General features: G+C 68.9%; 10 protein-coding genes and 1 tRNA gene. 2 read left to right on the forward strand and 9 right to left on the reverse strand.

The annotated features are described in order from the left end of the window. Positions 1–15: 15 nt before the first annotated feature. Positions 16–3,744: a DUF4132 domain-containing protein gene (locus HKK73_RS11665; protein ID WP_171468057.1), complete on the reverse strand. Its 3,729-nt coding sequence runs from the start codon at positions 3,742–3,744 to the stop codon at positions 16–18. A 471-nt stretch (positions 3,745–4,215) separates the two neighbouring features. On the opposite strand from HKK73_RS11665, the gene HKK73_RS11670 reads away from it, so the two are divergent. Then, positions 4,216–5,835: a DUF6119 family protein gene (locus tag HKK73_RS11670; RefSeq protein WP_171468058.1), complete on the forward strand. Its 1,620-nt coding sequence runs from the start codon at positions 4,216–4,218 to the stop codon at positions 5,833–5,835. Here HKK73_RS11670 and HKK73_RS11675 read toward each other — a convergent pair. The 8 genes from HKK73_RS11675 to HKK73_RS11710 form a co-directional block, all read right to left on the reverse strand. Then, positions 5,830–7,011: a DNA adenine methylase gene (locus HKK73_RS11675; RefSeq protein ID WP_171468059.1), complete on the reverse strand. Its 1,182-nt coding sequence runs from the start codon at positions 7,009–7,011 to the stop codon at positions 5,830–5,832. The genes HKK73_RS11670 and HKK73_RS11675 overlap by 6 nt on opposite strands. 103 nt (positions 7,012–7,114) lie before the next feature. After that, positions 7,115–8,416 (reverse strand): hypothetical protein, encoded by a 1,302-nt coding sequence (locus tag HKK73_RS11680; RefSeq protein WP_171468060.1) that lies wholly within the window; start codon positions 8,414–8,416, stop codon positions 7,115–7,117. Positions 8,417–8,540: 124 nt separating this feature from the next. Beyond that, positions 8,541–10,415, reverse strand: a complete 1,875-nt coding sequence (locus tag HKK73_RS11685; protein ID WP_171468061.1) for a helicase HerA domain-containing protein — start codon at positions 10,413–10,415, stop codon at positions 8,541–8,543. A gap of 544 nt (positions 10,416–10,959) precedes the next feature. Further along, positions 10,960–11,508 carry a helicase C-terminal domain-containing protein gene (locus HKK73_RS11690; RefSeq protein ID WP_171468062.1) on the reverse strand — a complete coding sequence of 183 codons (549 nt, stop codon included), beginning with the start codon at positions 11,506–11,508 and terminating at the stop codon, positions 10,960–10,962. Between the two features lie 200 nt (positions 11,509–11,708). After that, positions 11,709–12,080, reverse strand: a complete 372-nt coding sequence (locus HKK73_RS11695; protein WP_171468063.1) for an AAA family ATPase — start codon at positions 12,078–12,080, stop codon at positions 11,709–11,711. 309 nt (positions 12,081–12,389) lie between these two features. Continuing rightward, positions 12,390–12,466 (reverse strand) — tRNA-Val (locus tag HKK73_RS11700). 69 nt (positions 12,467–12,535) lie between these two features. After that, a complete protein-coding gene (locus tag HKK73_RS11705; RefSeq protein WP_171468064.1) occupies positions 12,536–13,033 on the reverse strand; it encodes a peroxiredoxin in 498 nt (165 codons plus the stop codon). After that, the gene (locus HKK73_RS11710; protein ID WP_031316633.1) at positions 13,017–13,430 is read right to left on the reverse strand and encodes a DUF3052 domain-containing protein; all 414 of its coding nucleotides are present in this window, start codon (positions 13,428–13,430) and stop codon (positions 13,017–13,019) included. The genes HKK73_RS11705 and HKK73_RS11710 overlap by 17 nt, the downstream gene beginning before the upstream one ends. Before the next feature lie 431 nt (positions 13,431–13,861). On the opposite strand from HKK73_RS11710, the gene aceE reads away from it, so the two are divergent. Continuing rightward, complete coding sequence (gene aceE / locus HKK73_RS11715; protein ID WP_171468065.1) at positions 13,862–16,624, forward strand: pyruvate dehydrogenase (acetyl-transferring), homodimeric type; 2,763 nt, start codon at positions 13,862–13,864, stop codon at positions 16,622–16,624. Positions 16,625–16,627 lie beyond the last annotated feature (3 nt).

Consider the following 16,627-nt stretch of genomic DNA (forward strand, 5'->3'; position numbering starts at 1 on the left):
GGAGCGTCCGGCGGGTCACCACTGGCTCTTCCGCTCCCAGTCGGGGTCGAACGACCCCGCCTCGGCCACCGCCACATAGTCCCGGTAGGCCTCCGCGACGAGGACGGGCGGCAGGTCCGCGATCCGCGCGGTCCCCCGTCCGGAGCCGCGGCCCGTCCGCTCGAACGTCAGCGCCGTCACCGCGGCCGGGATGTTCTCCTCCGGGACGAACGACCCCGTGAACTCGATCTGCACGACGATCCCCGCGCTCGTGAACGCCTTGGTGTACGCACTGAACCACCCGGCGTCCTCGGCCTGCGAGCGGGAGTAGCCCCGCTTCGTGGCGCGCCCGCGGATCGAGAAGCTGTCGGAGAACCAGCCCTTGTGGTCGTCGATCGCGGTCGCGCCCGCGGGGACGTCGGGCGTCGCGACGTCGAGCTGCGCGAAGAGCGGGGTGACCTCGTAGTCCGCCAGGTGCGCCGTCCAGGCCGCCGTCGCCTCCGGGCCGAGCAGGACGGCGTGCGCGAGCCCGACCGTGGACTCCGCCCCGAGCTCCACGTCCTCGTCGTCGACGTCGACGAGCGCGCCGCCGTCGGGCCGGAACGGGCGGGCACCCTCCGTCCCGGGGTTCTCGACCCAGACGAGCCGCTCGACGAGGCGCGACATCACGGGGTGACCGAGGAGGTACTCCTGCCACTCCGACGCCGTCCACGTGCGGCCCACGCACATCGCCTCGTAGAGCCGCTGGGTCTGCAGGGCGACCACGGCCTTGAGCTCCTTGCGGCTCGCGGTGAGCTGCTTCTTGGCGGCCGCGACGAGCTCGGGGTCGTCCTGCGCCCGGGGCGCCGGGAGCGCCTTGACCACCTTCCCGGCGTCGCTCGTGAGCTCGAGCGTGAAGGCGGGGGTGATGCGCCCGACGTACTCCCGGGAACCGAGGTCGAGGTGGAGCAGGCCGTCGTCCTCGAAGCCCGCGGTCTGGACGGTGCGGTCGGCGAGCTGGTCCGCCGTCCAGCCGCGCCGTTCCGCGAGCTCGGCCGCCAGGCGCTGCGCGGTCTCCTGGACCGTGGCCTGACGGAACCGCCGCGAGACGGCGAGGAGCTCCTGGATCGCGGCCGGCTGCCCGTTCGCCGCGAGCGCGTGCACGAGCGCCTCGGTCTGCGCGCGGCGCCCGACGTGCGCCTTCGCGTAGCGCTGGAACGTCGCGGCGAGCTCCGCGCCCGGCATCGCGACGGTCAGCGCGAGCAGACCCTTGTCCTTGACCGCCGAGCCGACGTACGTGGCCTGGTGCTCGCGGTACAGGTCGCGGTGGTGGTCCTCGAGCGTCTTGGTCGCCTCGACCGAGTAGTGCTCGGGCGAACGCTTGGCCCATGCCTGGTACTGGTCGTACCGCAGCTGGGCACCGGCCGTCGCGTACGCGTCGCTCTCCTGCGGCGAGGGGTTGCGCGTGTCCTGCGCGACCCAGGCCGCGAGCACGTGGCTGCCGAGCCGTGCGCGGTCCTCCTCCTGGAGCAGCGACAGGTACCGCTCCAGCAGCCCGGCACCGCTCGGGTCCTTGAGCTTGACCGCGAGCACGACCCACCAGCGCAGGACCGTCGGGTCCACCGGCGAGCCGTCCGCCGCCCAGCGGGCCGCGGGCAGCGCGTCGAGGTCGAACCACGCCATGCTGACCGGCTTCTTCACGCGCAGGCCCTTGGTCGCCTCCGCGAGCAGCGCCTCGGGCGCGAGGTCGGCCGAGATGTCCTCGCCCAGCGCCTCGAGCGCCGTGAGGAGCGCGGCGCGCACGACCTCGCTGCGCTCCTTGCCCAGCGCGGCGCGCAGCGCCGGCACCGCCTCGACGTCGCCGAGCCGGGCGAGCCACTCCGCCGCGCTGCGGCGCACCTCGGACCGGCCGTTGCCCAGGCCCTGCTCGGCCAGCCCGCGGACCCCGGGGTGCGTGCTCAGGGCCGCCTGCGCCGTCGCGCGATAGGTGCGGCCCTCGCCCAGCGCGAGCTCGGTGAGGCGCGGCAGGAACCGGCGCGGGACCTGCGGCAGCTGTGCGAGCACCGCGAGCGCCCGGGCCGGCTTGGCGCTGCCGTACGTGCGCTCACGGTCGTCGAGCGCGGCGGCGAGCCGGTCGAGGTGCCCCGCGTAGTAGGGCCACGCGTGCTCGGGCGTCACCGTGTCGGTCGCCCACCAGGTCGAGAAGTACAGCTCGTCGACCAGCGCCCCGGCGTCGTCGCGTCCGATGCGCCGCAGCGCCTCGTCGAGGACGCGCAGGTCGACGTCGAGCAGGTCGCCCTCGTGGAGCCGGTACCAGCCGAACCGCTCGCTGCGCCCGCGTCCCTCGTTCCCCTGCAGCCGCAGCCGGTGCAGGAGCGTGATGCCGGGGAGGCGCGAGAAGACGCCCGGCGCGGACAGCCGGCGCATGACGACGCCGCCGGGGCGCCGGGTGCTCGTCCCGGACAGGAACGCCGCGAAGACCCGGAGGTCCTCGTCGGTGATGCCGGGCAGCTCCTTGAGGTCCTGCTCGACGGTCAGACGGCGCCACCGCGGCCACCCGTCGTCGTCCTTCTTCCCTGCGTGCGCCGCCTGGTCGGCGCGGGCGCGCTCGAGGGCGGTGTCGATCGCGGCCCGCGCGGCGCGCACGAACTCGTCGCCGAGCACCGTCTCCGGCAGCGGCGCGAAGGGCGGCACGTCGATCTCGGGCTCGTCCTCCTGCGCGGCGTCGAGCACACGCGCTCGCTCGACGGTGTCGCGCAGCAGCGTCGCCCGGGCGCCCGTCGACCGCTCGGCCGCCTCCTCCAGGGCGGCCAGACCGCCGTCGACCTGGGCGAGCCGCGTCACCACGGCGCCGACGCGCGAGGCCGGGAGCGACGTGAGCAGAGGGGCGAGGAGCTCGCGCTGCCGCGCCGCGGGGAGCGGGACGAGCGCGGCGACCGCCGCCTCGCGCACCGCCTTGCTCGTGTCCGCGGCGAGCACGGCGAGCAGCGGGGCGAGCGTCTCGGTCGCCGCCGGGTCCGCCGCGACGAGCGCCACGAGCTCACCACGCCCCGCGGCGCTCACCCCCGGCAGCACCCGCGTCGCGACGTCCAGGTGCGCGACGACGAACTCCCGCGCCGGGTCGCCCAGCAGCGCCGGGCCCAGGTGCCGCGACGCCCAGCCTGCCGACGCCGGCCGCTCGAACAGCTCGCGCAGCACCACCGCCGGCGCGTCCGCCTCCGGCACGCCGCCCTCGACCGCGAGGGCCACGAGCAGGTCCGGCGTCCAGCGGTCGGGCGCGCCCTTGCCCTTCTGGCCGTGCCGGCGTTCGTTCGCGCGCCGCGACATGTCGTTGACGAGCGTGGTGAGCCAGCGCGGGTCCGACGCCCGCTCGCGGTCCACCTCGGACGAGACCGCGCTGAGGACGCGGCCGAGGCGCACGAGCTCCGGGACGGTGACGGAGTCCGAGAGCGTGTAGAGGTTGGAGCGCGCGGTGACCGCCTTCGCCGACGTCCACCCCGGCACGGCGGCCTTCAGCCGGTCGTCCTGGGCAGGGGTCGTCCACGAGTACACCCCGGACTGACCGGGACGGCCGAGGAGCGCCTCGACGTCGCCACCCCGCAGCGCCTCCAGCTCGAGCAGCACCTCCGGTCCCTCGCCCCGGTGCACGTACGCGACCGCACGGTCCGCGAGCTCCGGCGACGCGACCGCGAGCACCTTCAGGGCGTCGACGAGCCGAGCGCTCGGGCGGTCGCCTCCCGTCTGCCCCTCGTCACGCCGGAACAGACCCTTGACCTTCTCGAGCACCCTCTACCTCACCGTCACGTCGTCGCTGCTGGTGGGCCCGATGCTAGGGGCGGCCGCCGACACGGCGCGCTGCGCTCGCACGGGCGACGGGTACCACGTCGCAGCACGGCACGACCGTGACCGGCGGGGAGGGAGGGGTGGGTGGGCCCGGAGGGACTCGAACCCCCGACATCCACGGTGGAGACACGGAAAGTGCGTATGACCTGCATGTTTGCGATCGGAGCGTGGACCGCGGGCCTCTGGCGGGGCTGAGCTGCGCGGTCGTCGGTCATGACGTCCAGGATGCCACTGGCAGTCCGCGGGTGGCCGAGTAGGCCACTTGGCGCCATCCTGGCGCAGTATCGATCTTCGGCTCGGGCGCCGACTCACGAGCTGTCCGCAAAATCCGCCCCGTAAGGCACGTTTGACCGTGATCGGGTCCCGAGGCACCCAGATGCAGTACCGTCGAAACACATTCTCCCGGAGCCATACATGCCTACGCAGCGTCTCACGATCTTCCTCCTCCACGAGGTCACCGAGCCCGATGATGCCCTCGCCGAGGATGGCGCAACTAGTCTCGTTCGCAGCGAGCTAACGGCGGATTCGGGGCTCGCCGGCCGGTTCTACGGGAAAAAGAACCTCCCGACCACACCGACGTGGGCGACGTACGTCGAGCCGGTTGTCGAGGGAGGGCTCCAGGGCGTCCAGTCAGCCTCCGCGTCGGGCCTACTCGTCCTAAGGGTTGATGACCATATGTTCGCTCTGACGTTCGGCTACGGCCGGAGCTTCCTGAACCAGGCGAAGATCGAGCGACGGTTCGGACTGAAGGTTGCACTCAACCTGATCGACGAGCGTCAGATTCGCAGCCTGGATACAAAGAAATTCGACGAGATGGTCGTGTCGACTAACACGCAGACGAGTCGAACTACGGAACTCCCGACGTTCGGAGTTGATGTCCTGCGGGACATCCTTCGAGCGGTCACCGGGATCGCCCCTAGCGGCAGCCAGTACAAGTCCGTCAGCGGTGCGGACGCGCTTGTGCTCGGAGTTGGCACGAAAGTCACCGATCTACCCGCGCTACTTCGTGACCTGTATAAGCACTACACCGCAACCAAGTACCAGGATTCCTTCGGCTGGGTCGATCAACTTGCAGAGGTGAAGAATCCGGCACTCATTGATTCACTCGACGAGCTAATGGTCGACCAACTCCGGGTTGGCGAAACCTCCTCGACGCACATGGCGATGCCCGAGAACCTCGAGTGGGAGGACATCGAGCACTTCGTCATTGCGCCCACAAAGCGCCAGACACAGTTCGACGAACTCGACCTCGACGCCTACCTTGCCGAGCCCGCGACGAAGGCAAGCGGGCTCACGATTGACTTGCTCAAGAACCGGAAGGTCTCCGTCAAGTTCATCCGTGGTGACGAGCCCGTCACCAAGTGGAGCGTCTACCAATGTCTCGTCACTGAGCAGAGGGTGGAGGGGAAGTTGTACGCGCTCGTCGAGGGGCGGTGGTTCGAAGTTGCCGACTCGCTGGTCAACCAGGTGGACGCTGCCGTGGCTGCGCTGCCATCGGCCACGGTAGAGCTCCCACCAGGACACCCCGGCGAGTCCGAAGGGGACTACAACGCCAGGGCCGCCGCGGCTTCTCCCGACCTCACGCTGCTCGATAAGAAGCTCGTCGCGCCGGACGGGGCGACATCCAAGATCGAGTTCTGCGACCTACTGAGCAAAGACGGCTCACTCATTCACGTCAAGCGCAAGTCCCGTTCATCGACACTAAGCCACCTCTTCGCCCAGGGACATGTCTCCGCGGAGTCGCTCGTCGACGGACCGCTGCGTGACCAGGTCCGCGCGGCGATCAAGCAGGCGGCTGGGAGCACAAATCCGTCTGCGTGGCTCGAGTTCGTTCCCCCGAACGGCACAGAACCAGCGCGGGAAAAGGTGATGATCACCTATGTGGTGATCGCAAATTCCCGAGCGTCCGGGGTCGAGTGGTTGCCGTTCTTCAGCCGACTCACACTAATGCAGACAGTTCGCGATCTCAATCGACTCGGCTTCACGCACATCGCACTCGCACGAGTCCCGGTCGAAGCTCCTCCGGCGTCATGACCTCGGTTCTGCAATGGCGCGCAGCCTGTCGTCATCTGGCACTGCGGACGAAGGGAGGGTCGTGAGCAGGAGTTCTTTCGCCGCTCCACGACCGGTTCGGGACGAAGCTGAGTAGTTCAGTCCGACGACGCGCTTCGAGATTCGCCATGTCTTCACGCCGTCGTTGGCGCGCACGTTGTCCGACGGATGCATCGCCTTTGCCGCGTACAGCGCAGGGTCGTCGAGGAGGACATCGTCGTAGTCGTACGACAGGATCCAGCGGAAACGAGCCTCCGTGCGCAAGTACTGAGCGAGACGGTGGTGCTGAAGGCCAGCCGTCCACTCGGCCTCGACGCCTAGCCGGGACGCCTCGACGTCGAATGACTGCCGGTAGAGCTTCCACGACTTGGAGATGTAGGGCGGGTCGAGGTAGGCGACAACCCGGTTCGGGACGAGCTTCTTGTAGTAGGTGACGACGCGGTTGAGCGTTTCCTTCCAATCGGCGCACCACACGTCAGCGATCCGGCCGATCTCGTACAGGTGGCCGACGTACTCCAGCCGCTCAGTCAACGCGGCCACGTTGAAGCGACAACCGATCGTGTACTTCGACACCTGCTTCCGGCCCCCAATCGGACCGGCGCGGCCGTGGAGGATCCCGGAGAACGTGGTGCGATTCAGGAACAGGCACTTGGTTGCGAGCTCGAGTTCCTCTGTAGCTTGGCTCATTCCAGCGGCTGGTGCCCAGGCGCGCCAGTAGTCCCACCGCGCAAGGGCGCGGTCGCCCCCGCCATTGACAAACTCCTCGTGCTCGGAGCTGATGCGCTCGACAAGCTCGGACGTCCGCGCGGCCGCCACCTTCCACAGGCTCGCAACCAGTGGGTCGGCGTCCGCGAGTACGGCCCTCTCCACGGTTCCCTCACCAAGGAGGCGCAATGACGTCGAGGCGCCGCCAGCAAACGGTTCGACAAGGAGGTCGATCCGATCCATGGCCGACGAAGCCTGTGCTGACTTGAGCAGATCTCCGATCACCCGGGCCAAGCCGCTCTTGGCCCCTGGATAGCGCAGCGGACTCTGGTAGCGACCCAATGCCAACGGGTGCTCGATCGCTCCCAGAGCCTGCCAGATGGGCCGCGGAGCAGCTGCGGGAACGGGAGCGACGACGTCCGCTTTCTCCTGTTCACGCACGTCGACAGCCACGGTGGCAACCATACCGGAGCCTGGCGGATGCGACCGTTCGACCTGCGCTGTTACCTCACCACGAGCCATAGAACATCGGTCCTCGCGCCTCACGCGCCCCGCGCTAGTGTGCGCCCGGGAAGGGCCCGGCCTGGCGAATCTGGCTGCGGCTGGGCAGTCCCAACGACTGCTGCACCAGTGCGCGAAGGACGGACTGTCCAACGCCGAGGGGCAGAGACGCCGCCGAGTGGGCGAGCGCTACTGGGATGACCGCGTTCTCGTAAAGACGGGTCTGCACATGGTCGAGCACCTCGCACACCGGCCGAAGGGTCGGGTAACTCGACCAGGCCTCACCTTCCGGAATCCCGTACGGACTCTCGACACCCGGCTTTGGCGGGATTGAGAAGACGACAATACTGCCACTCTTTGTGCGGTAGACGAAGCGTCGACCATAGAACTCATCCGAGCCGTACGGATTATTCGCCGGCCGCCCGGTAATCCGGTTAATGTACTCCGTGGTCAGGAACATGACCTGGCCCGGTGCGATCAAATGAGAGATAAGGTGTGCATGCTCAACAAACGCGCCGGTCTTCTCGACCCCGACGACGAGCGGCGCGGCGGGGGCACCACTGGACGCGCATTGCCTGCCGAACTCAGCAATATAGTTCTGGAAACGCCTCTTGAGCGGCGCGACCGTGCCGTGCAAGGCAAGCGGACCATCGGTGATGAAGATAGTCCGAGCGAGAACTTCGAAGTTGTGCTCGTCCTCGAAGAGCAACTGCATGTATCCGAGGGTCGTGAGACGCTCCGCCACGAGCATCATGCGCGTAAGTGAACTCCGATTCGAGCCCTCCGGCATGTACTCCTCTTCCGTCCGGAGAACATCGCCCAGGTAGATCTTCCGCGCACACACTGGGCACGCCGTCCCTTCCTTGGGAACGTAGATCCGCCCCCCAGGAAGCCTCTCACTCTTTGCCCCGCACGATGGGCAGCGGCGCAATGGAACCACAGACGCAGGATCGCCCGGTGTTCCATGGAGCGCAAGAAGCATGTCCGCAAGAGTCTGGTCCGAAGCCTGGTCGAACTTGGTCTCGCAGAGGAACCGATCGAGCTCACTCCGCCACGTGTCAACGCCTGTCTCACCGGGGATCACGAGCCCCGATCCAGGCAGCGCCCGGTCGAACGCAGCATGCTGATGCGCCTCGCGTAGGAGGTGCGGGTTCACAAACTCGCCGGCCCCCGCCCTGTGCAGTTTCTCGAAATCGATAAATGACGCCGCGACACGGACGTACCCCACCTTGATCGTCGGGTGCTCCCGCGTTGCTTCGACCTCGGCGTCGGAGCCGTCGACGGTGATCGCGAACCGGACGGCGTCCGCAACCCCAGCATGTTCAAGCTCATCGACAGGCCGGCACAACGATTTCACTCGGTTCTCGTCATCCGGCGTTGCTTGCGCGACCCCCCACCGACAGAACGCATCACGTACAGCTTCGCTGTTGACGACGGGGACGTGGCCTAGCCGGGAAGCACGCTCAGACGGGTACGGCATGCTACTTCGCTTCCACGGGGTTCAGGCCAGCGGCCTCACGTGCCTGGTTGATCATTGCGTGGTCAAACTTCGCCACCTGCACCGGGACGATGAACTTTCCGGAGTAGGTCTTCATCCGCACGAAGCCCTGATCCTCGACGCGCCGGAGGCTCTCGGCCCAGGTCTTGAAGTCGTAGTAGTGCGAGAGCTCGCGAGTCTCGTTGTCGGAGTTCAGGTGTGCGACGAGCCAGTTCGACGTGTTCGACAGGATCCGCTCGTCGACACTCGACACCTCCTGCGTGGCGTAGACGAGCCCGATCTGGTACTTCGCCGCCTCCTTCGACAGGCGAACCCAAGGATTGCCAGCGACATCCTTGGCGCCACGTTCAAACAGGTTGTGCGCCTCCTCAACGACGATCTGGAAGGGCACGGCCTCCTGACCCGACCGGAAACGCTCGTTGGCCCGCGATAGCAGGTAGTTCACGACGCTTTCTGAGATGGTCTTCGAAACCTCGCCAGTTCCGTGCGCGAGGTCGACGATCGAAAGACGGCCGGCCTGCATGTCCTCCCAGACCCGGTCCTCCACCCTGTGGGTAGAGGACACAGAGTGGAACTCCCGCAACTGCCGGATGGCGGCCTTGCCGCTCGCACGGTTGTTGAAGTCGGCGATGAACTTGAACGCCGTGTCGCCACCACCGCTATTGGCAGAGCGCTGGTTCCACGCACCATCGTTCGCCATGTGGAGCATGACCCGTCGGGCGGCCTCTGGAGTGCGTACCCGGTAGGTCGAACCCGACTTCACGACCAGTCCGGAGTTTGCCTGGTCGAATGTCTGGAAGAGCGCGTCCGTCCACCCGAATTCCACGCCACCGTTGGGGAAGGGCGCGCCGGCGATGCCGCATTCGACAAGGAGTCCGTAGAAGCCGACGACGGCCCTGGACCACGTGATCCAGTCGCCGCGATCCGTGTTCTTGTCCGGCTCAGTCCAATTGATCGCGGTGAACGACTTGACGTAGGCATACGTGCCGAACTGATCGCTCACGACTGAGTTCACGAAGTCAACGACGGCGTCGAAGTTGGCCGGGTCGAAGAAGTTCATAGCGAGCGGAAGAACCTGCGGGTCCGAATCGTCAGTTCCGAGACGATAGATGCGAACCCGGTTCTCATCGCCGAGCAGGCGTAGCCCGGTCTGGTCCTGCTCGTTGACGTTCGCATACTCGCCCTGCGGATCGAAGATCAACTGCCCGACGGAAGTCCCCGAACGGGCAGCCTGGGTCGCAATGGCGGTCACCAGTGTCTTGATGGTGTTGGACTTGCCAGTACGGGTCATACCAAAGACTGCAGTCTTGCGGGAAACGAAGTCCCCGATGTGAACGTGGACCGCAGCCTTGTCGGTGCCGGACTCACGCGCGCGACGCCGGGTCGATGCGAACCTGACGACGCCGATTGTGAGGACGTCGTCAACCGAGGGCTCCGGGTACGACGCGATCCAGGAAAGGACGCTCTGCGAGGGCAGGAACACCTGATAGCGCGCCGACGAGACGACGTTGTCGATGTCGGAGCCAAACTGCATCTGCCTCGAGTCGGAGTCCAGGTAGAACGTCCCAATGACCTCGCAGTCGAAGGCAGACTGCTGGAGCTCGTTACGCGTGAGCTCGTCCGTGACATCGTCGAACCCCTTTCCCGAGTCGCCGGCGTCACGAACGACCGCGAGCCGGGTCTGCACGAGATCAAGCTCGTTGGGGAGCGGAGCGGTCCCACTCACACGGAGGAGGATCAGTTCCTCATCGTCGAGGACGAACCCTTCGCTGGTCTGCGTACCCGCTGCCGCGAGCAGGAAGGCGCCGTGCGGCACGCCGCCAGCCTGCGACTTGCGCCAGTCGTCGGTGAGAACCACGGCCCGGGAGTAGTCCAGCCGGAAGACTCCGCCAACGGCCTTGCAGCCAGAGTTGACGAGCGTTGCCAGCGGAGTTGAAGCCCGGGAACTTGCCAGGACTGCCGTACTGATACTCATGCCACCTTCACTTTCCTCTGGTGTCCGTGACCTGCGGGGAAGTCTGCCACGACCCGCCGACAACGGCTCAATTCAGGTGAGGGTGTAGCGATCGCTGGCTGAGCCGCGCTGGAGACAGGGCGCGGCCCTGAAGATCCCTCATTTGAGCGTCACCCCTCCTCCAGTTCCGACGGCACGACCGGGAATCAGGTCAGGTCGGTGGGCCGCCCGGCGCATTCTGCTGTTCTCGCGGCGCGCCACTGATCTATGCGCCTCGATGAGGGCACGACGCTCTGCGAGCGCGACGGCGGCGTCTTCAGGCGACGGACCACGTGCAGCGGGCATGCGTCCGGCGATGAGGTCGGGTGTGATGCCTCGGAGGGGACGGGCGTCCGCCCGGGTGAGCCGGGAGACCAGGACTGCGGCGACGTCGTCGGCGTTGTGCAGGCTACGCCGGGCGACGAGCCGCGGCATCAGGGGTGTCGACGTCGTACCCGTAGGCGTCGGCGCGCCGGAGGCGTGCCGCGAGGACACCGAACGCCTCGGACTGCACTTCCCGCTCCGCCACGTCGACGGCGAGTCCCCCGGGGTCGAAGAGCGAGGCACACACCAACCAGGTCCAGCGGTCGCGTTGCGCCGCGGTAGCGATGGCCTCGTACTCGGCTGCGAGCTGGCGGATGCTGGCCCACCGGGCGCGCGCGTTCGTGGCCACCTGGTGCGCGGACTGTTCCACGCCCGTGCGCGCAAGCCCGATCAGCACGCCGCGCGCTGTCACGTGCGGGTCAGCGGGGACGGCGTGCAGCGGGTCGGGCCGGCCCAGCGCCACGTAGGCGGTGTTGGCATGTCGTCCCCGGGTCATCGACACGTAGAGGTTCTCGCGGGTGCTCGACGCGGCGACAACCACGTGCGCCGGGTCGACGGTCATCCCCTGGGCGCGGTATGCCGTGACGGCATAGCCGAGGTCGACGTGCTCGGCCACGTACGCCGCGGGCAGCACGGCGCTCCCCCGCCATCTCCCCCCGGGACGGAGTTCGAGACCGCCGTCCCGACGCACCCGCTCGACAGTCCACCGATCGCCGTTGCGCACCCACCCGTTCACACCGGAACGAAGGCGCCGGTCGTTGCGCCGGGTGATGACGACGTCGCCTGCGGACGCCGGGAGTCGTCGTGCAGGACGACCTCACGCTGCGCCGACACCTAGCCCGCCCGGAGGCGTTCGGCGCGGGCGCGGTCGTTGAGCCGCCGGACGGTGTCCGCCGACTCGGTGACCAGGTTGCTCGCCCGGCCGGCGCCGAGGTCGCGCCGCCATGCCGCGTACGCTGCGTCGACCATCTCGTCGGTGGCGCCCTCGCGGATCCGGTCGCGCGCCTCGTACTGCTCGACGACGGCCGGGTCACCGTCGCGCAGAGCCAGCGACGCGTCCCGCTCCCACGGATGCACGAACCGGTGCACCTCCGTCAGCCGGGGAGTGTCCTCGCCGCGGGCGGCGACGAGCATGGCGAACGCGCCACCGGCGTCGACGGGCTGCAGCTGGCCCGGATCCCCGACAAGCACGACCTTCGCGCCCACCTGCGCCGAGAGCTTGCCCCGAAGCTCGACGAGTAGCGCCGGTCGTCGGGCCCCCAGTAGCGGGCGCGCCAGCTGATGATCCGATTGTCGGTCTTGCTCCGTCGGGGCTGGATGTCACCAAACGACCGATTCGCTCCCACGCCGATCACCGCCTTCCGGCGGCAAGGTGTGCGGCTCGAACCGCGGGGCCCGCGGGCCTGTGGCGGGCCTCTGGCGGGCCCGCGAGGGTCCATTTCGGACATCCTGAGTCGGCTCGTGTCCAAGAACCCGACCGACGAACATGCAGGTCAGGGGCACTAAATACCCTGATGGTGGGCCCGGAGGGACTCGAACCCCCGACATCCACGGTGTAAGCGTGGCGCTCTAACCAGCTGAGCTACAGGCCCTGGAACGGCGGAGCACAGCCTACCGGGTCGGCACCCCGCCACCGGCCACGACCGCCGGGCGCTCGGGGCTCAGAACTGTTCGAGCGCCCGTCGGTAACCGTCGAGGTCACGACGCTGCCCGCGCGGGTTGACGACCGACCACCGCACGATCCCGTCGGCGTCGAGCAGGAACGACCCGCGCAGCGCGAGGCCGTTGTCCTCGTCGAGGACGCCGTAGGCCCGTGCGACGTCCCCGTGCGGCCAGAAGTCGGAGAGCAGGTCGAACTCGAAGCCCTCCTGCGCCGTCCACGCCTTCTGCGCGAACACCGAGTCGCACGAGATCCCGAGCAGCGTGACGCCGGCCGCCTCGAACTCCTCGAGGTTGTCGCGCAGCTCGCACAGCTCGCCCGTGCAGATCCCCGAGAACGCGAAGGGGTAGAACACGAGGAGCACCGGCCCGCCCCGCAGGTCCGCGAGGTGGACGGGCGTGCCGTGGGTGTCCGGCAGCGTGAAGTCGGGCGCCGGGTCGCCCGGACCGGGCGGCGTCGGGCGCCCGGTCGTCGCGGCGTCGTCAGCGACCGCGGCCACGGGTCCCGAGCTTCGTCGCGGACCAGTCGGGCGCGATGGCGAACGTGCTCGTCGCGTGCAGCCCGGCCGTGGTCGCGGCCTCCTGGATGTCGTTGTGGCCGACGTGGCCGGGCCGGCCGGGCTTCGGGGTGAGCACCCAGATGAGGCCGCCGTCGTCGAGCACGGTCTGGACGTCCACGAGCAGGTCGGTGAGGTCGCCGTCGTCCTGGCGGAACCACACGACCACGCCGTCCGTGACGTCGTCGTAGTCCTCGTCGACGAGCTCGCCGCCGACGAGCTCCTCGAGCTCCCCGCGCAGGTCGTCGTCGACGTCGTCCGCCCAGCCGAACTCCTGGACCACGTTGCCGGGCGCGAACCCCAGTCGGTCCGCCCCGCTGGGCCCTACGGTGTCGGTCACTGTCGTGTCGTTCCTTTCCTCGTCCTGTCCGTGCGGTGGGCCGTCGCGCGCGCCCGGGCGGGCGCCCGCGCGCACGACGACCTGCCGTGTCTGGCAAAGGTAGCCCACCGCAGGGTGCGGTGCTTGGCAAGGCACCGCCCACGGACGGCCGTCGCGCGGGTCGTCGGCCGTGGCCGGGCACGGCCGGGCGGCCGCACGACGGCGGCGCGCACGCCGTCCGGCCCGTGTCGCCGAAATCACGCCCTCTTGACCACCCGATGGTGTGACTTACGCGCGCGTTGTGAACACAATGGGTAGACCACCCTGGTCTCGTGAAGAGGCGCGGTCGCCACCAGCGGCCGCGGCCGCGTGCCCGGAGTGGGCCCGAGACGGGTGTCGGCCGTGTACCGCGCGGCCGAGCGCCCGGCATCCGACGAGATATGAGGTTGCTGGTGGCTTCGTACGACGAGACCGGACCGCTGATCAACGGTCTGCTCAGCCAGGTTCCGGACTTCGACCCCGCCGAGACCGGCGAGTGGGTCGAGGCCCTCGACGGCCTGATCGACGACCGCGGGGGCCCGCGCGCCCGCTACGTCCTGCTGAACCTGCTCAAGAGGGCCCGGGAGCGCAACGTCGCCGTCCCGACCTCCCTGACCACCCCCTACGTGAACACCATCGGTGTGCACGAGGAGCCCTACTTCCCCGGCGACGAGGCGCTGGAGCGCCGCTACCGCTCGTGGATCCGCTGGAACGCCGCCGTCATGGTGACGCGGGCGCAGCGGCCCGGCATCGGCGTCGGCGGCCACATCTCCTCCTACGCCTCGGTGGCGACGCTGTACGAGGTGGGCCTGAACCACTTCTTCCGCGGCAAGGACCACCCCGGCGGCGGCGACCAGGTCTACTTCCAGGGCCACGCCTCCCCCGGCGTGTACGCGCGCGCCTTCCTGGAGGGCCGCCTCTCCGCGGACCAGCTCGACGGTTTCCGCCAGGAGAAGTCGCACCCGGGCGGCGGCCTGCCGTCGTACCCGCACCCGCGGCTCATGCCCGACTTCTGGGAGTACCCGACCGTCTCCATGGGTCTCGGCCCGGCGAGCGCGATCTACCAGGCGTGGACGGACAAGTACCTGCACAACCGCGGCATCCGCGACACGGAGCAGCAGGACGTGTGGGCGTTCCTCGGCGACGGCGAGATGGACGAGCCCGAGTCGCGCGGCATGCTCCAGCTCGCGGCGCAGCAGCAGCTCGACAACCTGACGTTCGTCGTGAACTGCAACCTGCAGCGCCTCGACGGCCCGGTGCGCGGCAACGGCAAGATCATCCAGGAGCTCGAGGCCCAGTTCCGCGGTGCGGGCTGGAACGTCATCAAGGTCATCTGGGGCCGCGAGTGGGACGTCCTGCTCAACGCGGACAAGGACCGCGCCCTGGTCAACCTCATGAACGTCACGCCCGACGGCGACTACCAGACGTACCGTGCGGAGTCCGGCGCGTTCATCCGCGAGCACTTCTTCGGCCGCGACCCGCGGACGAAGGCGCTCGTCGAGAACATGACCGACGACGACATCTGGAACCTCAAGCGCGGCGGCCACGACTACCGCAAGATCTACGCGGCCTACGCGGCGGCGCGCGCCCACACGGGCCAGCCGACCGTGATCCTCGCGCACACGGTCAAGGGCTACGCGCTCGGGCCGTCGTTCGCGGGCCGCAACGCGACGCACCAGATGAAGAAGGTCGGCCTGGCCGACCTCAAGGCGCTGCGCGACTCCCTGCGGATCCCGATCACGGACGAGGAGCTCGACGCCAACCCGTACGAGCCCCCGTACTTCCACCCGGGCCCCGACGCGCCGGAGATCCAGTACCTGCTGAACCGGCGCCAGCAGCTGGGCGGGTTCGTGCCCGAGCGCCGCTCGTCGCCGAAGCCGATCACGCTGCCCGGCGACAAGTCCTACGAGATCCTCAAGAAGGGCTCGGGCCAGCAGGAGATCGCCACGACGATGGCGTTCGTCCGCCTGCTCAAGGACCTCATCAAGGACAAGGAGTTCGGCAAGCGCGTCGTGCCGATCATCCCCGACGAGGCCCGCACGTTCGGCCTGGACTCGATCTTCCCGTCGGCGAAGATCTTCAACACCCAGGGCCAGCACTACCTCGCCGTGGACCGCGAGCTCATGCTGAGCTACAAGGAGTCCGAGGCCGGGCAGATCATGCACACCGGCATCAACGAGGCGGGCTCCGCGGCCGCCTTCCAGTCGGTCGGCACGTCCTACGCCACGCAGGGCGAGATCATGGTGCCGTTCTACATCTTCTACTCGATGTTCGGCTTCCAGCGCACCGGCGACCAGTTCTGGGCCGCGGGCGACCAGCTCACGCGCGGCTTCATCATCGGTGCGACCGCGGGCCGCACCACGCTCACGGGCGAGGGCCTGCAGCACGCCGACGGCCACTCGCCGCTCCTCGCGGGCACGAACACCGCGATCGTCCAGTACGACCCGGCGTTCGGCTACGAGATCCGGCACATCGTGCGCGACGGCATCGAGCGCATGTTCGGCCCGGGCGAGCACGGCGTGGGCGCGGACGGCCGCGACCAGAACGTCATGTACTACCTCACGGTGTACAACGAGCCGATGGTCCAGCCGGCCGAGCCGGAGGACGTGGACGTCGAGGGCATCCTCAAGGGCATCCACCGCATCGCCGTGGGCGAGGGCGACGGGCCGCGCGCCCAGATCCTCGCGTCGGGCGTCGGCGTGCCGTGGGCGCTCGAGGCGCAGCAGCTCCTGCGGGAGGACTGGGGCGTCGCGGCGGACGTGTGGAGCGTGACGAGCTGGAACGAGCTGCGACGCGACGCGCTCGCCGCCGACCAGGCCGCGTTCCTCGACCCTGCCGCGCCCGCGCGCGTCCCGTTCGTCACGGAGAAGCTGTCCGGCGCCGAGGGGCCGTTCGTCGCGACGAGCGACTACGACCACCTGGTCCCCGACCAGATCCGCAAGTGGGTCCCGGGCGACTACGAGGTGCTCGGCGCCGACGGCTTCGGGTTCTCGGACACGCGCGCGGCGGCCCGCCGGCACTTCAAGATCGACGGCCCGTCCGTCGTCGTGCGCACGCTCCAGGCGCTCGCCAAGCAGGGCAAGGTCCCCGCGGACGCGTCGGCCCGGGCGATCGAGAAGTACCGCCTGATGGACGTCACCGCCGGCACGTCCGGCAACGCGGGCGGCGAGGCCTGACGG

Source organism: Cellulosimicrobium sp. 72-3, from assembly GCF_013127315.1.
Lineage (GTDB): Bacteria > Actinomycetota > Actinomycetes > Actinomycetales > Cellulomonadaceae > Cellulosimicrobium > Cellulosimicrobium funkei.

Excerpts from the sequence above, each read along its gene's own strand:
- HKK73_RS11670 (WP_171468058.1), top strand. The coding sequence starts at position 4,216 with ATGCCTACGCAGCGTCTCACGATCTTCCTCCTCCACGAGGTCACCGAG.